This is a genomic window from Pseudomonas sp. XP1, assembly GCF_053557675.1.
On the sequence record NZ_JBNRIJ010000002.1, the window covers coordinates 273,933 to 290,948 of the forward strand.

16 protein-coding genes and 1 other RNA gene are annotated in these 17,016 nt (G+C 63.6%); 6 read left to right on the plus strand and 11 right to left on the minus strand.

Annotated features, from left to right (window positions below):
• Positions 1–66 precede the first annotated feature (66 nt).
• Complete coding sequence (gene ligA / locus ACK1U9_RS03580; RefSeq protein ID WP_046615038.1) at positions 67–2,397, plus strand: NAD-dependent DNA ligase LigA; 2,331 nt, start codon at positions 67–69, stop codon at positions 2,395–2,397.
• A gap of 298 nt (positions 2,398–2,695) precedes the next feature.
• An RNA gene (gene ffs, locus ACK1U9_RS03585) (signal recognition particle sRNA small type) lies at positions 2,696–2,792 on the plus strand.
• Positions 2,793–2,879: 87 nt separating this feature from the next.
• On the opposite strand, the gene ACK1U9_RS03590 is transcribed toward ffs, so the two are convergent.
• From ACK1U9_RS03590 to ACK1U9_RS03605, 4 genes are all read right to left on the minus strand, one after another.
• On the minus strand, positions 2,880–3,206 hold the full coding sequence (locus tag ACK1U9_RS03590; RefSeq protein ID WP_046615046.1) for a hypothetical protein: 327 nt from the start codon (positions 3,204–3,206) through the stop codon (positions 2,880–2,882).
• A 498-nt stretch (positions 3,207–3,704) separates the two neighbouring features.
• Positions 3,705–4,262: a hypothetical protein gene (locus tag ACK1U9_RS03595; protein WP_256573755.1), complete on the minus strand. Its 558-nt coding sequence runs from the start codon at positions 4,260–4,262 to the stop codon at positions 3,705–3,707.
• Positions 4,263–4,405: 143 nt separating this feature from the next.
• Complete coding sequence (locus tag ACK1U9_RS03600; protein WP_015271150.1) at positions 4,406–4,831, minus strand: hypothetical protein; 426 nt, start codon at positions 4,829–4,831, stop codon at positions 4,406–4,408.
• A gap of 146 nt (positions 4,832–4,977) precedes the next feature.
• A complete protein-coding gene (locus ACK1U9_RS03605; RefSeq protein ID WP_196174440.1) occupies positions 4,978–5,391 on the minus strand; it encodes a helix-turn-helix domain-containing protein in 414 nt (137 codons plus the stop codon).
• An 82-nt stretch (positions 5,392–5,473) separates the two neighbouring features.
• Between ACK1U9_RS03605 and ACK1U9_RS03610 the strand changes: the two genes are divergently transcribed.
• The gene (locus ACK1U9_RS03610) at positions 5,474–5,962 is read left to right on the plus strand and encodes a DUF2938 domain-containing protein (RefSeq protein ID WP_046615049.1); all 489 of its coding nucleotides are present in this window, start codon (positions 5,474–5,476) and stop codon (positions 5,960–5,962) included.
• A gap of 229 nt (positions 5,963–6,191) precedes the next feature.
• Here ACK1U9_RS03610 and ACK1U9_RS03615 read toward each other — a convergent pair whose 3' ends face one another.
• Positions 6,192–6,959, minus strand: coding sequence for a substrate-binding periplasmic protein (locus ACK1U9_RS03615; protein ID WP_135002847.1), 768 nt, complete (start codon positions 6,957–6,959; stop codon positions 6,192–6,194).
• A gap of 123 nt (positions 6,960–7,082) precedes the next feature.
• Between ACK1U9_RS03615 and dnaX the strand changes: the two genes are divergently transcribed.
• The 3 genes from dnaX (at position 7,083) to recR (ending at position 10,439) form a co-directional block, all read left to right on the plus strand.
• Positions 7,083–9,143 (plus strand): DNA polymerase III subunit gamma/tau, encoded by a 2,061-nt coding sequence (gene dnaX / locus ACK1U9_RS03620; protein WP_449109708.1) that lies wholly within the window; start codon positions 7,083–7,085, stop codon positions 9,141–9,143.
• Positions 9,144–9,207: 64 nt separating this feature from the next.
• Entirely contained in the window at positions 9,208–9,543 is a 336-nt protein-coding gene (locus ACK1U9_RS03625) for a YbaB/EbfC family nucleoid-associated protein (RefSeq protein ID WP_003259671.1), read from the plus strand.
• A gap of 293 nt (positions 9,544–9,836) precedes the next feature.
• Positions 9,837–10,439, plus strand: coding sequence for a recombination mediator RecR (gene recR / locus ACK1U9_RS03630; protein ID WP_108481107.1), 603 nt, complete (start codon positions 9,837–9,839; stop codon positions 10,437–10,439).
• A 41-nt stretch (positions 10,440–10,480) separates the two neighbouring features.
• Here the strand turns inward: recR and ACK1U9_RS03635 are convergent, their stop codons facing one another.
• The 6 genes from ACK1U9_RS03635 to ACK1U9_RS03660 form a co-directional block, all read right to left on the minus strand.
• Positions 10,481–11,029, minus strand: coding sequence for an adenine phosphoribosyltransferase (locus ACK1U9_RS03635; RefSeq protein WP_009683910.1), 549 nt, complete (start codon positions 11,027–11,029; stop codon positions 10,481–10,483).
• A 55-nt stretch (positions 11,030–11,084) separates the two neighbouring features.
• The gene (fnrA, locus tag ACK1U9_RS03640) at positions 11,085–11,819 is read right to left on the minus strand and encodes a Crp/Fnr family transcriptional regulator FnrA (protein WP_015271145.1); all 735 of its coding nucleotides are present in this window, start codon (positions 11,817–11,819) and stop codon (positions 11,085–11,087) included.
• A 185-nt stretch (positions 11,820–12,004) separates the two neighbouring features.
• Positions 12,005–13,387 carry an oxygen-independent coproporphyrinogen III oxidase gene (gene hemN, locus ACK1U9_RS03645; RefSeq protein ID WP_025340016.1) on the minus strand — a complete coding sequence of 461 codons (1,383 nt, stop codon included), beginning with the start codon at positions 13,385–13,387 and terminating at the stop codon, positions 12,005–12,007.
• A gap of 186 nt (positions 13,388–13,573) precedes the next feature.
• Entirely contained in the window at positions 13,574–14,257 is a 684-nt protein-coding gene (locus tag ACK1U9_RS03650) for a sulfite exporter TauE/SafE family protein (protein ID WP_196188775.1), read from the minus strand.
• The gene (gene ccoS, locus ACK1U9_RS03655; RefSeq protein WP_046615053.1) at positions 14,250–14,459 is read right to left on the minus strand and encodes a cbb3-type cytochrome oxidase assembly protein CcoS; all 210 of its coding nucleotides are present in this window, start codon (positions 14,457–14,459) and stop codon (positions 14,250–14,252) included. Before ccoS ends, ACK1U9_RS03650 begins: the two co-directional genes overlap by 8 nt.
• Positions 14,438–16,912, minus strand: coding sequence for a heavy metal translocating P-type ATPase (locus ACK1U9_RS03660; protein ID WP_153671150.1), 2,475 nt, complete (start codon positions 16,910–16,912; stop codon positions 14,438–14,440). Before ACK1U9_RS03660 ends, ccoS begins: the two co-directional genes overlap by 22 nt.
• Between the last annotated feature and the right edge of the window lie 104 nt (positions 16,913–17,016).

The window sequence follows — 17,016 nt, forward strand, 5'->3', positions numbered from 1 at the left end:
ACACCAATCCAGGCCCCATGCACCACCTCAGGCTGCTCTTTTGCTTTGCAAGAGAAGACAAATCCCATGACCGCCGAAACCCGTATCCACGAACTGCGTGCCGAGCTCGACCAGCACAACTACCGCTACTACGTGCTCGATGAGCCAAGCGTGCCCGATGCCGAATACGACCGCCTGTTCAACGAGCTCAAGGCGCTTGAAGCCGAACACCCGCACCTGGTAACCCCCGACTCGCCCACCCAGCGCGTTGGGGGCGAAGCCCTGGCCGCGTTCAGCCAGGTACGCCACGAAGTGCCCATGCTCAGCCTGGGCAACGCCTTCGAAGAAGCCGACTTGCGTGAGTTCGGCCGCCGCGTGGTAGACGGCCTCGACCAGCCCGGTGCGGTCGACTACAGCTGTGAGCCCAAGCTCGACGGCCTGGCCGTAAGCTTGTTGTACCGCGACGGCCAGCTGGTGCAGGGCGCCACCCGTGGCGACGGCACCACTGGCGAAGACATCAGTGCCAACGTGCGTACCGTGCGCAACATCCCGCTCAAGCTGCAAGGCGAGGGATGGCCGGCGGTGCTGGAGGTGCGCGGCGAGGTGTACATGAGCAAGGCCGGTTTCGATCGGCTCAACGCCGCCCAGGCCGAAGCCGGTGGCAAGACCTTCGCCAACCCGCGCAACGCCGCCGCCGGCAGCCTGCGTCAGCTGGATTCGAAAATCACCGCCAGCCGCCCGCTGGAATTCTGCTGCTATGGCGTCGGCCAAGTGTCCGCGAGCATTGGCGACAGCCACATCGGTATCCTCGAGCAGCTCAAGGCCTGGGGGCTGCCGATCAGCCGCGAACTCAAGCATGCCGCCGGCATCGAAGAATGCCTGGCCTACTACCGCGACATCGGCGAGCGACGCAACAGCCTGCCATACGAAATCGACGGCGTGGTGTTCAAGGTCAACAGCCTGGCCGCCCAGCGCGAACTGGGCTTCCGCGCCCGTGAGCCGCGCTGGGCGATTGCCCACAAGTTCCCGGCCATGGAAGAGCTGACCGAGGTGCTGGATGTCGAGTTCCAGGTCGGCCGCACCGGCGCGGTAACGCCCGTGGCACGCTTGAGGCCGGTCAAGGTCGCAGGTGTGACCGTATCCAACGCCACCCTGCACAACATGGACGAAATCGCCCGCTTGGGCCTGCGCATTGGCGACACGGTGATCATCCGCCGCGCCGGTGACGTGATCCCTCAGGTAATGCAGGTGGTACTGGAGCGCCGCCCGGAAGATGCGCGCCCGGTGCAGGTGCCGAGCGAATGCCCGGTATGCGGCTCGCAGGTCGAGCGTACCCAGCTGGTCAAGCGTAGCAAGGGCAAGGAAACCACCAGCGAGGGCGCGGTGTACCGCTGCGTCGGTCGCCTGGCCTGTGGTGCCCAGCTCAAGCAGGCAATCATCCACTATGTGTCGCGCCGCGCCATGGACATCGACGGCCTGGGCGAGAAGAGCGTCGAGCAACTGGTGGACGAAGGCCTGATCGGCTCGCCGGCCGACCTGTACAAGCTGGAATTTGACCAGATCGTTGGCCTGGAAGGTTTTGCCGAAGTGTCCAGCAAGAAGCTGCTGGATGCCATCGAAGCCAGCAAGCGCCCGAGCCTGGCGCGCTTCATCTACGCCCTGGGCATACCGGACGTAGGCGAGGAGACCGCCAAGGTGCTGGCCCGCTCGCTGGGCAGCCTGGCGCGCGTGCAGCAAGCGCTGCCGCAAGTGCTCACCTACTTGCCAGACATCGGCTTGGAGGTGGCCTACGAGATTCACAACTTCTTCGAGGACGAGCACAACCGCAAGGTCATCAAACAGTTGCTCGACAGTGGCATGCAACTGCAGGACGAAGGCGAGCTGGCTGCCGAATTCGCCGCCAGCACCACCCTGGCCGGCATGATCGCCAAGCTCGATATCGCCTCGGTTGGCCCGACCGGTGCCGAGAAGCTGGTGGCCAAGCTCGATAGCCTGGACAAGATCATCGCCGCCGACGGCATCGACCTGCGCCAGGCCCTGGCGGCCAAGCAGGCCGAAGCCGTGCGCGAGTTCTTCAAGGATGAAGCCAACCAGAAGCTGGCCCGGGACATCGAGGCACAATTGCTGGCGTTCGGCATGCACTGGAGCAGCGAGAAGAAAGTCGCCGAAGGCCTGCCGCTGGCCGGCCAGACCTGGGTGCTGACCGGCACCCTGGAGCGCATGAGCCGTGATATCGCCAAGGAAAAGCTGGAAAGCCTGGGGGCCAAGGTGGCGGGTTCGGTTTCTGGCAAGACCCACTGCGTGGTGGCGGGGCCGGGGGCGGGGTCCAAGCTGGCCAAGGCCAGCGAGTTGGGCGTGAAGGTACTTGATGAAGATGCCTTCGTCACCTTCCTGGGTGAGCAGGGCATCGCTGTCTAGCAGGCCAATGGCAGATCTTGCTGCTTGCACGGTCCTTGTGGGAGCGGGCATGCCCGCGAACACGGGCGAAGCCCGTGCCATCCACCGCGGCGCCTGCTCCCACAGGTCCTGCGCTGATCTTGCTGTCAGCGCCAACCCTGTAGGAGCGGGTTCACCCGCGAATTGGCAGCTCCAGGCCACCCCAGCCCGGACAAGTCATTGAGAAATGATGACTTTTTCTCCTCCAGAGGTTGTATCTGCCCCCAAGACCGGTACAATGGCGCCACTCGCTGTTCAGCGAGCCTTGTAGTGGTGGCCCCATCGGTCCCCCCGCATTGATTACCCGTTAACCTGGTCAGGCCCGGAAGGGAGCAGCCATAGCGGGAACATCGAGTGCCGGGGTGTGGCTGGTGGGGCCGCCTCCATTTCAGGTCCTTGAATTCTCGAGGATTTCTCGCTTTACCCAGCTCGACAACTTCGGCCTGGTGAGAGCCTCCCTCTCCTCAAGCGCATTGGGAAGCTACGCGAACGAGGTTTTCAGAAAAGAGCCCTCGCTGATAAACGTAGACTTTCCCGCCCGTGTCCCCTTTGAACGTCTCGATCACATTGTCCGCGGCAACAGGGCTGCTCAGGATCACGCGATAGCTTCGGCTCGTATGGGTAACGTTCGGCGATTGCTGATTCTCTTGCAGCTTCTGCATGACGCAGGCGGAAAAAACTTCCGGAGATTTAGCGGTCACCAGCTCCTTTGTCGGCTGGTTAGGCGCGGATGCGCACCCCGCCAGCAGCGTGAGAGTGAAGGAGGCAGCAGCAAGAGGCATAAAGCGCATCAGACAGTTCCAGATTTGAGTTCAGGCGCCATTCTCCATTTCATTCGGTTGATAGAAAACAAGTAAATGTCGATGTTATCTATCATCGATCTTGATGAGTAACGAGCGTCCGAGCACCTGCTACATTCTGGCTGATCCCCCATTCGCTCCCACCAAGCCTTCATACCAACAGAAGCACTTTCCGGCCGTAGAACGGCATGGAAAGCTCCAGCTGATCGCCTCGAAAACGCGGCAAGCCGGATCGCTGAAAATCCTCCAGGATACGAAAATCTATGCGGGCAACTTCTCACAAGGTGAGTCGCAGGTGTTGGTGTTCGATCTACGGGCAACAGGCTCGGCACCTTCCAGGAAGCAATCCTTCGGGGCTGCAAGACGCAGGCATGTGCCCGGCGCCGGTAGGTGCCATCTGACTTCCATTCCTGCCGCGACCGCGCCGATGCAGCGGAGTAGGCGCTGTTGTCCTACCCGCATCGAAAGCCCGGTATCAGCAGGTATCCGTTACTTTAGAGAAACCTGTCCGGCCTCAAGTTTGAGCGCCTTGAGGCGCTTCAGCAGCGTGCTGATATTTGTGCGTGCCGAACCTTCATTGGCCAGCCGCAGGCGCTTGATCGCGATAACGGAGTCGCCAACGCCGGCGGTAAAGGGCGTCCGAATGATCTCTCGGAAAATAACGGTATTTGAAGCAGACTCGGTCAACGTATATTCAGCCTCGCAGGTAACTTCGAAATCCAAGCCAAAAATGGGTTGGTCGACGCGCAGCAGGTTGGCGCGCAGAGTGTAGGCAGCAGGTGCTTCGCCAAGCAGGTCAGCACTGGCAAGTGATTGTTTGAGTGCGGCACCGAAGTCAGGGCCGTCGATTTCCGAAGTCCAGAGCGGGTTGGTGGCGTCTCCGCCATTTACTTCGGTTACCTGAATGTTGCGATGCAGCCGTTGATCATAAAACTGCGCATCGGTCTGGTCGGATGCCACGGACATTCCGGAAATTTGAGCAGGCGAAGCGCACCCTGTGCAAAGGGCAATAAATACCGAGACTAGAAGCACACGGAAGTAGGTCACTTGAATAATCCTTGAGTGATATGCCGGTAAAGCAAGACGAAAGCCTTACATCGTGTATGGCTTCAACTATTGAAAGGCGCGCCGCGTTATCGTTGGGAACGTACAGACCTCAGGCCGATCGTTGCGCTGTGCGGCAGATGCCTTTACAGGTTGTACTTCTCATCGATTCTGCGTTTGTCGAGCGTGTAGCGTTTGAGGTCGATCGAGTCAGATTCCAGCTTGGCATCGAGTTCGTCCATGTCGTGCTTTTTCAGCGTTGCAACATGGGCTTTGGTGGCTTGGTAGTTGATCATCTCTGCAGCGTCATGCCCACTCACCGGGTCCCACAGAATGGAAAGCGGCCAGAACAGCAGGTTCACCACACCAAAGCCATATGCGCGACCGTAGAACGAACCGCCACCTGGAAGCAGGCCAAGGCCGGCAGCAAGCCCTGGGCTTTTCTCTTCAACTGCGAGGTTTCTGGCGCGATAGCTGGCAAGTTCCGACTCTTGGGCCGAATTGAGGCCGGTAGCACAACCAGTGGTCAGCGCTATCAGTGCGGCAGCGGTGAGATTTCGAATTGTGGACATGCAACATTTCCTGAGTGTGAGTACTGTTCTCGGCGCACGGCTGGGCGCGGAGGCGCGTAACTCTACACTGAGTAGTGGCTTATTGATATCGTATTGCCACTACTCTATTCAGGCGATGATGCATTCAGGTGGTGGTTTTATCCTGGTCACTTAAAGGCAACTGTTGAACTGCCCTTTTTTTTCCCATGCCCCGCCGCCGACAGCTTCATCAGCCGCTGGAATTTCGGGCATGCCAGGTGATCTTCCTCAGGGCACTGCGCCGCATGCCGCAAGCCTTTGCTCATCGCCTGCAAGCGCCTGATTCGTGCATCCAGTTCGTCGGCCTTGGCGATCAGCATCTGGCGGTCGACCTGCAGGTCCACCAGCATTGCCCCCACTTCCTCCAGCGAAAACCCCGCAGCCTGGCCCAGGGCGATCAGCGCCAGCCGGTCTGCAACATCGGCTGCGAACTGCCGCCGCTTGCCAGGCCCGGCAAGTGACTTGAGCAGGCCTTTCTTCTCGTAGTAGCGCAGCGTCGAGGCGGGTACGCCTGTGCGTTTGGCGACGTCGGCAATGTCCATTTCGGGCCCTTGACTTGAAGTTGACTTCAACTTCTATGCTGCGCGGCATGGTGATGACCGTCAATCTTCGAGGGCTTGTTCAATGACGTTTACTGCGATGTTTTCCGCCGCCTTGCCAATTGGTATCGGGGCCACGATGGTGATGGACTTGTGGGGGCTGCTGCTGAGGCGGATGGGTGTCGCCACGCTGAACTTCGCCATGGTCGGACGTTGGGCGGGGCATTTGCTGCACGGGCGTGTGCGGCACCAGGCGATTGCCAAGGCAGAACCGGTGCGGCATGAGCTGGCGTTGGGGTGGGGGATTCATTACGCCATCGGCGTGCTGTTCGCGATGCTGCTGGTCGTGATCGTGGGGGAGGGCTGGTTGCTGGCACCTACATTGTTGCCTGCGCTGGTTGTTGGTGTGGTGACGGTCGTGGCGCCTTTGTGCTTCATGCAGCCGGCGATGGGCGCGGGGTTCTTTGCGTCGAGGACGCCGACGCCTGCGCGCAACTGCCTGAAGAGCCTGGCCACGCATTCTGTGTTTGGCGTGGGGATGTTCTTGAGTGCGGGTTTGCTGGCTTTGGCGTGAGGGCAGGGTGCTTGGTTAACGCGAGCGCACAATCGGCATGCTTGCCGACAGCACCACCAGGCTTGAGCTTGCAATATAGATTGTGAATGCGCCGCACAATCCTGTGGGAGCGGGCATGCCCGCGAAGAGGGCAACTCGGTGGATGGCACCGGCTTTGCCGGTGTTCACGGGTGAACCCGCTCCCACAACGGGCGTACAAGGGGCGGGGGGGGCATCGGGTATGCGTGGCTCAGGGGCGAGCCACAGACATGGGTTCTTGGTTGCCCATCCCCCCATACCGCTGCACAATCCGCTCGATCTCCCCCGACTGCTTCATCTTCACCAGTGCCCGCAGCAGCCCTTGGGTCGGTATCGCCGGGTCATTGCGTACCATGCACCCCAGGTCCTGGTCCTCCAGCACCGCCAGCGCCTGCAATTGCTGCTCGGCGGGTAGCCCCTGATTGAACCACTGCAACGACAGCTGGTTGCTTACCGCATGCCGATAGCGCCCGGCTTGCAGCTTCTGCAGCACCAGCAACTGGCTGCGGCTGTCCTCGCGGTGCAGACGGCCCTGGTCCAGCAGCGGTTGCAAGGTCGAATAGGTATAGCCAAGCACTGTGCCGATGGCCTGGACAGGCAGTTGTTCCGGCGGCAGCGGGGTACTGTCACCCGCGCGGCCTACCAGCAGGTCTCGCTGGTGCAGCAGCGGGATGCTCCAGACAAAATTCCCCGGCCGGTCGTTGAACCACTGGGTGCTGACATAGCAGCGCACATCTATGTCACCGTTATTCATCGCCTCCTGCAGGCGCAGGCGGGCCATGACATGGTATTCGGGGCGTACGCCCACCTCCTTGGCCAAGGCCTGCATGAGGTCGTACAGCAAACCTTCCACCGGCTGGTCGCTTTCGATGCGCACCAGCGGCATGCTCCAGCTCTCGGCGACAGAAAAACGCAACACGGGCTGTTCAGCCTGGCTGTAGGTGTTCCACAGCAGCAACAGGGCCAGCAGTCTTCGCAAAGGCAATCCTCCCTGGATGGCGCGCCAGTTTCAAAGCTTAGCCGACTTGCGCAGGGTGCAATTTTGCCCCCGCTCCGCTAGCATTAGCGATCTTCCGCTCGATCAGGCTACGATGGTTTTTCGATGAGTTATCAGGTTCTTGCACGTAAATGGCGTCCGCGCTCGTTCCGCGAAATGGTCGGCCAGACCCATGTGCTCAAGGCCTTGATCAATGCCTTGGACAACCAGCGCCTGCACCACGCCTACCTGTTCACCGGTACCCGGGGCGTGGGCAAGACCACCATTGCCCGTATCATCGCCAAGTGCCTGAACTGCGAAACCGGCATCACCTCCACGCCCTGCGGCACCTGTTCGGTATGCCGGGAGATCGACGAAGGCCGTTTCGTCGACCTGATCGAGATCGACGCCGCCAGCCGCACCAAGGTCGAGGACACCCGCGAACTGCTCGATAACGTGCAGTACGCCCCGAGCCGTGGGCGCTTCAAGGTCTACCTGATCGACGAAGTGCACATGCTCTCGACCCACTCGTTCAACGCCTTGCTCAAGACGCTGGAAGAGCCGCCGCCCTACGTCAAGTTCATCCTCGCCACCACCGACCCGCAGAAACTGCCGGCCACCATCCTGTCGCGCTGCCTGCAGTTCTCGCTGAAGAACATGAGCCCGGAGCGGGTGGTCGAGCACCTCAGCCATGTTCTGTCCGCCGAAAACGTGCCATTCGAGCCGGATGCCCTGTGGCTGCTGGGGCGCGCGGCCGATGGTTCGATGCGCGACGCCATGAGCCTGACTGACCAGGCCATCGCCTTTGGCGAAGGCAAGGTGCTGGCCGCCGATGTGCGGGCCATGCTCGGCAGCCTCGATCATGGTCAGGTCTACGGGGTGCTGCAGGCATTGCTCGAAGGCGATGCCCGGGCCTTGCTCGAGGCCGTGCGCAACCTGGCCGAGCAGGGGCCGGACTGGGCTGGCGTGCTGGCCGAGATGCTCAATGTGCTGCACCGCGTGGCCATTGCCCAGGCGCTGCCGGAGGCGGTGGACAACGGCCAGGGCGACCGCGAGCGGGTGCTGGCGCTGGCCTCGGCATTGCCAGCCGAGGACGTGCAGTTCTATTACCAGATGGGCCTGATCGGCCGCCGTGACCTGCCCTTGGCGCCGGACCCGCGCGGTGGTTTCGAAATGGTCCTGCTGCGCATGCTGGCGTTCCGCCCGGCCGACACCGACGACGCGCCGAAACCGGTACTAAAGCCAGTGGGGATCAGCCAGGCCACAGCTGATCCTGCAACACCGGTGGCAGCGCCGGCGGTTGCCGTGGCGCCGCCGGTCGCTGCTGTCGTGGAGCCTGTTGCTCCGGCTGCCGCGCCACAAGTGCAGGCGCCCGCAGCGGCCGAGCCAGCGCCGCAGCCGGTTGTCGAGCCAGTGGTGGCAGCTGAGCCTGCCCCGGTCAGCGAACCTGAGCCAGGACCAGAACCCGTGGCAGAGGTGGTTGACCTGCCGTGGGAAGAGCCCGCGCCAGTAGTTGCCGAGCCTGTGCCGGCTCCAGCTTTGCCCGCTGCGCCCACGCCGGCACCTGCCGCCCCTGCACACGACGACGAGCCGCCCTTCGACCCGTCCGCCTATGCCGCCGTGGGCATGGACCGCGACGATGAACCGCCCCTGGACGAAGACTATTACGGCGGCGAAAGCGACCCGGTCGGCTTCAGCTACCTGGACGAACTGGCCGAACACGTCCAGGAAGAAGCACCCAAGCCGGCAGCCGAACCGCTGCCCGCAGCCAAGCCGGCTACCGGCCTGGCCCTGCAATGGCTGGAATTATTCCCACAGTTGCCTGTGTCCGGTATGACAGGCAACATCGCGGCGAACTGTACGTTGATTGCAGCCGATGGTGACGACTGGCTGCTGCACCTGGACCCTGGCCAGGGTGCGCTGTTCAATGCCACCCAGCAGCGGCGCCTTAACGAAGCGCTCAACCAGCACCTGGGGCGCACGCTGAACCTGCGCATCGAGCTGATCCTGCCCGAGCAGGAAACCCCGGCCCAGGCGGCGGCGCGCAAACGCGCCGAGCGCCAGCAGGACGCAGTCACCTCGATCGAGCAGGATCCGTTGATCCAGCAGATGATCAAGTTGTTCGGCGCCAAGGTGCGGCAGGATACTATTGAGCCTGTAGAAGCCCTGGTTGACCAGGGCCAGTAACGGATAACCATGCGGCCGGCCCGGTGCCGGGCCGCATCACATGACCCAATCGAGGTATACCCCCATGATGAAAGGTGGCATGGCCGGCCTGATGAAGCAGGCCCAGCAGATGCAGGAAAAGATGCAGAAGATGCAGGAAGAGCTGGCCAACGCCGAAGTCACCGGCCAGTCCGGTGGTGGCCTGGTTAGCGTGGTGATGACCGGTCGTCACGACGTCAAGCGTGTCAGCATCGACCAGAGCCTGATGTCGACTGATGAAGACGACAAGGAAGTGCTGGAAGACCTGATCGCCGCCGCGCTGAACGACGCCGTGCGCAAGGTCGAGCAGAACAGCCAGGACAAGATGGGCAGCATGACCGCCGGCATGCAGCTGCCGCCGGGCTTCAAGATGCCGTTCTAAGGGCATTTGCGTTACCGAAAACCGCCGCTGATGACAGCGGCGGTTTTTTTTACAGAGATTTCAACCCAGGCGCGGTCTGTTTTTTGTGGGAGCGGCCTTGTGTCGCGAAAGGGCTGCGCAGCGGCCCCGGCAATTTATGCGGCGAAGCTGAAAACCTGGGGCCGCTTCGCGCCCCTTTCGCGACACAAGGCCGCTCCCACAAAAAAGCGGACCGCGCAGGTCGCATGGCTGATTTGACGCCACTGCCCCCGCTGGGTATAAACCGCCTCTTATTTGTTTGTCAGGCCTTTCCCATGAGCTTCAGCCCTCTCATCCGCCAACTGATCGATGCCCTGCGTATTCTGCCGGGTGTCGGCCAGAAAACCGCCCAGCGCATGGCCCTGCAACTGCTCGAACGTGACCGCAGCGGCGGCCTGCGCCTGGCCCAGGCCTTGACCCAGGCCATGGAGGGGGTTGGGCATTGCCGTCAGTGCCGCACCCTGACCGAGCAGGAGCTGTGCCCGCAATGCGCCGACACGCGCCGTGACGATACCCAGTTGTGTGTGGTCGAAGGGCCGACCGATGTGTATGCAGTGGAGCAGACCGGCTACCGTGGCCGCTACTTCGTGCTCAAGGGCCACTTGTCGCCGCTGGACGGGCTGGGGCCGGAGGCGATCGGGATTCCGCAGCTGATGGCGCGGATCGAGAAGCAGGGCACCTTCACCGAGGTGATCCTGGCGACCAACCCGACGGTGGAAGGCGAGGCCACGGCGCATTACATTGCCCAGTTGCTGAGCGAAAAGGGCCTGGTGGCGTCGCGGATTGCCCATGGCGTGCCATTGGGCGGCGAGCTGGAGCTGGTGGATGGTGGGACCTTGGCCCATGCGTTTGCGGGGCGTCGGCCGATTTCGCTCTGATCGAGAATTGGTGGGGCTGCAAAGCAGCCCCAAAACCCAACTCAATATTCGCTGAGCGAAAACTCGGTCAGGCAGAAAGTCGGTACCCCGGCCGCCTGCAGCCGGCGCGATCCGTCCAGCTCCGGCAGATCGATGATCGCCGCCGCCTCGAACACCTGGGCACCGGTCCGGCGCACCAGGTTGGCTGCTGCCAGCAGCGTACCGCCAGTAGCAATCAGGTCATCGAAGATCAACACCGAATCCCCTTCGCACAGGCTGTCGGCATGCACTTCCAGGAAGGCTTCGCCGTACTCGGTCTGGTAACCCTCGCTCAGCACGTCAGCCGGCAGCTTGCCCTGCTTGCGGAACAGGATCAGGGGCTTGTTCAGCTGGTGGGCGATGATCGAGCCGATCAGGAAGCCTCGGGCGTCCATGGCGCCGATGTGGCTGAACTCGGCTTCGACATAGCGTTCGATGAACTGGTCGGCCACATAGCGCAGCCCGCGCGGCGACTGGAACAGCGGGGTGATATCGCGGAAGATCACGCCCGGTTTGGGGAAGTCCACTACCGGGCGGATCAGGGCTTTGAGGTCGAAGGCGTCGCTGTGCATTGTTGCGGGTATCCTGGGAAAACGAATGCCCAAGTATACCCGCTAAACGCCGGCCTCAGGCCTCCATTGCGCCACCGGCCAGCGCGCACAGCTGGATCGGGTCGAGAATGTGCACTTCCTTGCCTTCGGCACGGATCAGGCCATTCTGCTGGAAGCGGGTGAACACCCGCGACACGGTTTCCACTGCCAGGCCCAGGTAGTTGCCGATTTCGTTGCGCGACATGCTCAGGCGGAACTGGTTGGCCGAATAGCCGCGGGCGCGGAAGCGTGCCGACAGGTTGACCAGGAAGGTGGCAATGCGCTCGTCAGCGGTCTTTTTCGACAGCAGCAGCATCATCTGCTGATCGTCGCGGATTTCCCGGCTCATTACCCGCATCAGCTGGCGGCGTAGCTGCGGCAGCTGCACCGACAGCTCGTCGAGGCGTTCGAACGGGATTTCACACACCGAAGTCGTCTCCTGGGCCTGGGCCGACACCGGGTAGGCTTCGGTGTCCATGCCCGACAGGCCGACCAGCTCACTGGGCAGGTGGAAGCCGGTGATCTGCTCTTCGCCGCTGTCGCTGAGGCTGAAGGTTTTCAGCGCGCCGGAACGTACCGCGTAGACCGAGCCGAAATTGTCGCCCTGGCGGAACAGGAACTCGCCTTTTTTCAACGGCCGCCCACGCTTGACGATTTCATCCAGTGCATCCATGTCTTCCAGGTTGAGCGACAGAGGCAGGCACAGGGGGGCCAGGCTGCAGTCCTTGCAATGGGCCTGGTTGTGTGGGCGCAGTTTGACTGGCTCGGACATTTTCATTCGATCCTTGTGGGAAAGCACACATAAGACGTAAGGGTAACTCACGGCGTAGGTTGTAGGCCAGCGTGCGCTGTTGTGGTGCGACCTGGCCAGGCCCCGGCGGGTGTACGCCGGGGCCTTCGCTGTGCCCATGGTGTGCCTGGCAAGGAACTTTGTCCATGCGGTTGAACGACTCGGTTTCAGATCACCCGCGAGAAGCGCTGGCGGTTGTGCATCGCCAGGTAGGCGTCGAACACCATGCACACCGAGCGCGCCAGCAGGCGGCCGGCCGGCAGGATGCGGATGCCTTTGTCGTCCAGGCGGATCAGCCCGTCGCGCTGCAAGGTCAGCAGTTCTGGCCAGAGGTCGTTGAAGTAGCCGCGAAAATCGATGGTGAAGGCCTGTTCGATCGGCTCGAAATCCAGCTCGAAATGGCAGATCAGTTGCTGGATCACTGCCCGGCGGATGCGGTCGTCGTGGTTGCACAGCAGGCCGCGCTGGGTGGCCAGCTGGGCGTTCGACAGGCTGTCCTGATAGGTGTTTAGGTCGCTGCTGTTCTGGCAGTACAGGTCGCCGATCTGGCTGATGGCCGACACGCCCAGACCGATCAGGTCGCAGTGCCCATGGGTGGTGTAGCCCTGGAAGTTGCGCTGCAGGGTGCCTTCTTCCTGGGCGATGGCCAGCTCGTCGTCGGGCAGGGCGAAGTGATCCATGCCGATGTAACGGTAGCCTGCAGCGGTCAGCTGGTCGATGGTGGCGTGCAGCATCTCCAGCTTGGCGGCCGCGCTGGGCAGGTCATTGCTGTCGATGCGCCGTTGCGGCATGAAGCGCTCGGGCAGGTGCGCGTAATTGAACACCGAGAGGCGGTCGGGTTGCAGGCGGATCACTTCTTCGACGGTGCGGGCAAAGCCTTCCGGGGTTTGTTTGGGCAGGCCGTAGATCAGGTCGAGGTTGATCGAGCGGAACTGCAGGGTGCGTGCGGCTTCGATCAGGGTGCGGGTCTGCTCGAGGCTCTGCAGGCGGTTGACTGCGCGCTGCACGGCCGGGTCGAGGTCCTGCACGCCCAGGCTGACGCGGTTGAAGCCCAGTTCACGGAGCAGGCCCATGGTCGACCAGTCGGCTTCGCGCGGGTCGATCTCGATGCCATAGTCGCCGGAGTCGTCGTCCAGCAGGTGGAAGTGCTGGCGCAGGGTGGCCATCAGCTGGCGCAGTTCCACATGGCTGAGGAAGGTTGGCGTGCCGCCGCCAAAATGCAGCTGTTCGACACGCTGTTTAGGGTCAAGGTGGCAGGCGATCAGCTGGATTTCCTGCTCCAGGCGCTGCAGGTAGGGCGCGGCGCGGCCGCGGTCTTTGGTGATCACCTTGTTGCAGGCGCAGTAGTAGCAGATGTTGGCGCAGAACGGTACATGCACGTACAGCGACAGCGGGCGCGCGGCCCGACGGCTTTCGCGCAGGGCGTGGAGCAGGTCGAACGAGCCCACTTCGCTGTGCAGTTGCACGGCGGTCGGGTAAGAGGTGTAGCGTGGTCCGGCCAAGTCGTAGCGGCGGATCAGGTCGGTATCCCAACGAAGGTCGTCGAGCATGAGGGCGGTCCCCGGAAAGAGCAGCAGTGCCCCGGAGTCTATGGCCGTCTGTAGGAATCTGTGTTGATTTGTATCAAGGGCATTGGGGCTGCTCTGCAGCCCTTCGCGGGCTTGCCCGCTCCCATAGGGGTACACATGATCCTGTAGGAGCGGGCATGCCCGCGAAGGGTCGCAAAGCGGCCCCCCTCAATGCCCCATCAACCAGTGCTGATGCGGCCCCGGCATGGTCCAGATACCAAACAGCATCACCAGCACCCCGCCAGCCACCCGCACACTGCGCCGTTTCAACAACCTGTTTACTCGCTCAGCCGCCAGCCCCGTGGCCAGCAACACCGGCCAGGTCCCCACGCCGAACGCCAGCATCAGCGCCGCGCTGTACCCGGCATTGCCTTGGCTGGCCGCCCACAGCAAGGTGCTGTACACCAACCCGCACGGCAACCACCCCCACAAGGCCCCCAGCAACAACGCCCGCGGCACGCTGGACACTGGCAGCAAGCGCGACGCCACTGGCTGGATATGCCGCCACAGCCCCCGGCCCAGCGCCTCGATGCGGGTCAGCCCGCTCCACCAGCCGGCCAGGTACAACCCCATGGCGATCAACAGCAGCGCCGCCACCACCCGCAATGCCAGCGCCGCCGGGCTGCTGGCCACGGCCCAGCCGGCCAGGCCCAGCAGCAGGCCGGCACAGGCATAACTGAGAATGCGCCCAAGGTTGTACGCCAGCAGCAGGCGCAAGCGCCGGCCACGTTGTTCGGGCGGTATGGCAAGGGTCAGCGCACCCATCAGGCCGCCGCACATGCCCAGGCAGTGGCCGCCACCGAGCAGACCGAGAATCAACGCCGAGCCCAGCAGGGGCAGCAGGTCAGGCACGGGGTGGGGGTTCCTTGTCGGTGTCGGCCTCGTCAGGCTTCACCGCCGCCTGGTGGCGCGGGTCCTGGTCGTCGAACAAGATGCTGTGTGCAGGGCTTTCCAGGTCGTCGTACTGGCCGCTGTCCACCGCCCAGAAGAAGATGTACACGGCCACGCCGACCAGCAGCAGGGCTGCGGGGATCATGACATAGAGTGCGGGCATGACGACTTCCTCCCGGGCAAGGGCGCTTCGTTCGCTGGCAGGCCCGATGCCAGGGGCAGGCGGGTCAGGCGCAGGGCGTTGAGTACCACGATCAGTGAACTGACCGACATGCCGATGGCTGCCCAAACCGGGGTGATCCAGCCAAGCGCGGCGAACGGTAACATCAGGCCATTATACAAGGTCGCCCACAGCAGGTTCTCGAGGATGTTGCGGCGGGTGCGGCGGGCCAGCTCGAAGGCTTGTACCAGCGCTTGCAGGCGGTTGGACAGCAGCACGGCGTCGGCGCTGGTCTTGGCCAGGTCGGTGGCGCTGCCCATGGCGATGCTGATGTCGGCGGCGGCCAGTACCGGCACGTCGTTGACCCCGTCACCCAGCATCAGCACCTTGCGCCCGGCCGCCTGCAGCGCCTTCAGCCGGTCCAGTTTGTCGTCCGGACGCAGGCCGCCGATGGCCTGGTCGATGCCTAGCTGCGCGGCCACTTCGGCAACCATCGGCGAGTTGTCGCCCGACAGCAGTAGCGTGCGCCAGCCACGGGCCTTGCAGGCCGCCAGCAGGGCAGGGGCATCGTCGCGCAGGCGGTCGTCCAGGCCGAACCAGGCCAGTGGGCCCAGGCGGTCGCCCAGCAGCAGCCACTGGCCGCGCGGCTCTGGCACGGCGGGGATTTCCGCGCCGCTCAGGGCGCAGACGAAGGTGGCCTGGCCAATGCGCAGGCGCTGGCCTTCGACCAGCCCTTCCAGGCCCAGGCCCGGTACGCTCTGCACGTCTTCAGCAGGCGTTGCGGTGCGGCCGAAGGCGCGGGCGATGGGGTGTTCGGAGCGGTTCTCCAGCGCCGCGGCCAGGGCCAGACAGCGGTCGGCGGGCAGGCTGCCGAGCGGGCGAATGCTGCGCAAGGTGAGCCGGCCCTCGGTCAGCGTGCCGGTCTTGTCGAAAATCACCGTGTCGATCTGGTTCAGGCCTTCCAGCACATGGCCACGGGTCACCAGCAGGCCGAGCTTGTGCAAGGTGCCGGTGGCCGCAGTAAGCGCGGTTGGCGTTGCCAGGGACAGTGCGCAGGGGCAGGTCGCTACCAGCATTGCCAGCACGATCCAGAACGCCCGCGCCGGGTCCAGGTGCCACCACCACAGGCCGATGGCCGCGGCGGCCAGCAGCGAGAACAGCAGGAACCACTGCGAGGCCCGGTCGGCGATTTCGGCCAGGCGAGGTTTTTCGGTCTGGGCGCGTTCCAGCAGGCGGACGATGGCTGACAACCGCGAGTCGTGGCCGAGGGCTTCGACTTCCACGTTCAGGGTGCTTTCGACGTTCAGGGTACCGCCGGTGACCCGCTCGCCGACCCGCCGTGGTTGCGGCAGGTATTCACCGGTCAGCAACGATTCATCGACGCTGGAGCGGCCTTCGACGATGCGCCCGTCGGCGGGGATTACCGCACCTGGCAGCACCTGCACCGTGTCACCGCACTGCAGTTCGCTGAGCAGGATACGCTCGCTGCGGCCGGCGGCGTCCAGGCGCAGGCACGAGGCCGGCAGCAGGTTGACCAGTTGCGCAGTGGCCGCAGCGGTACGTTCGCGGGCGCGGCGCTCCAGGTATCGGCCGGTGAGCAGGAACAGCGCGAACATGCCCACGGTGTCGAAATACAGCTCGCCGCTGCCGGTGATGGCGGTCCAGATGCCGGCGCCGAAGGCCAGGCCAATGGCCAGCGACACCGAAACGTCCATGGTCAGGTGGCGGGTACGCAGGTCGCGTGCCGCGCCCTTGAAGAACGGTGCGCAGCTGTAGAACACGATGGGGATGGTGAGGAACAGCGCCACCCAGCGCAGGATGGTGTGCAGTTCGGGCGACAGGTCGATATTGAATTCCGGCCAGGTGGCCATGGTTGCCATCATCGCCTGGAACCACAGCAGCCCGGCCACGCCCAGGCGGCGCAGGGCGCTGCGGTTCTCGCTGGCCAGCTGCTCGGCGGCCTGATCGGGCTGATAAGGGTGGGCGGCGTAGCCGATCTGGCGCAGCTCGGCGAGCAGGCGCGAGAGCGGCAGTTGCTTGTCGTGCCAGTTCAGCAGCAGGCGGTGGTTGGACAGGTTCAGGCGCGCCTCGGCGACGCCGGGCAGGTTGCGCAGGTGCTTTTCGATCAGCCAGCCGCAGGCGGCGCAGCTGATGCCTTCGACCAGCAGGGTGGTTTCGGCCAGGTCGCCAGCATGGCGGACGAAGGTTTGCTGTACGTCGCTGCGGTCGTAGAGGGCCAGTTCGTCCTGTAGCTGCCTGGGCAGGGCCTCGGGGTTGGCGCTGTTGTCGCTGCGGTGCTGGTAGTAGTGCTCCAGGCCCCCGGCGACGATCGACTCGGCTACCGCCTGGCAGCCGGGGCAGCAGAACTGCCGGGGCTGGCCGAGGACCACGGCGGTGAAGCGGCTGCCGGCGGGGACGGGCAGGGCGCAGTGGTAGCAGGGGGTGGGCTGGGTCATCTTGGAGCAGTCTTATGTCGTGAGATTGCCGGGGCTGCTTTGCAGCCCTTTCGCGACACAAGGCCGCTCCTACAGGAGATCGCGGTTCCCTGTGGGAGCGGCCT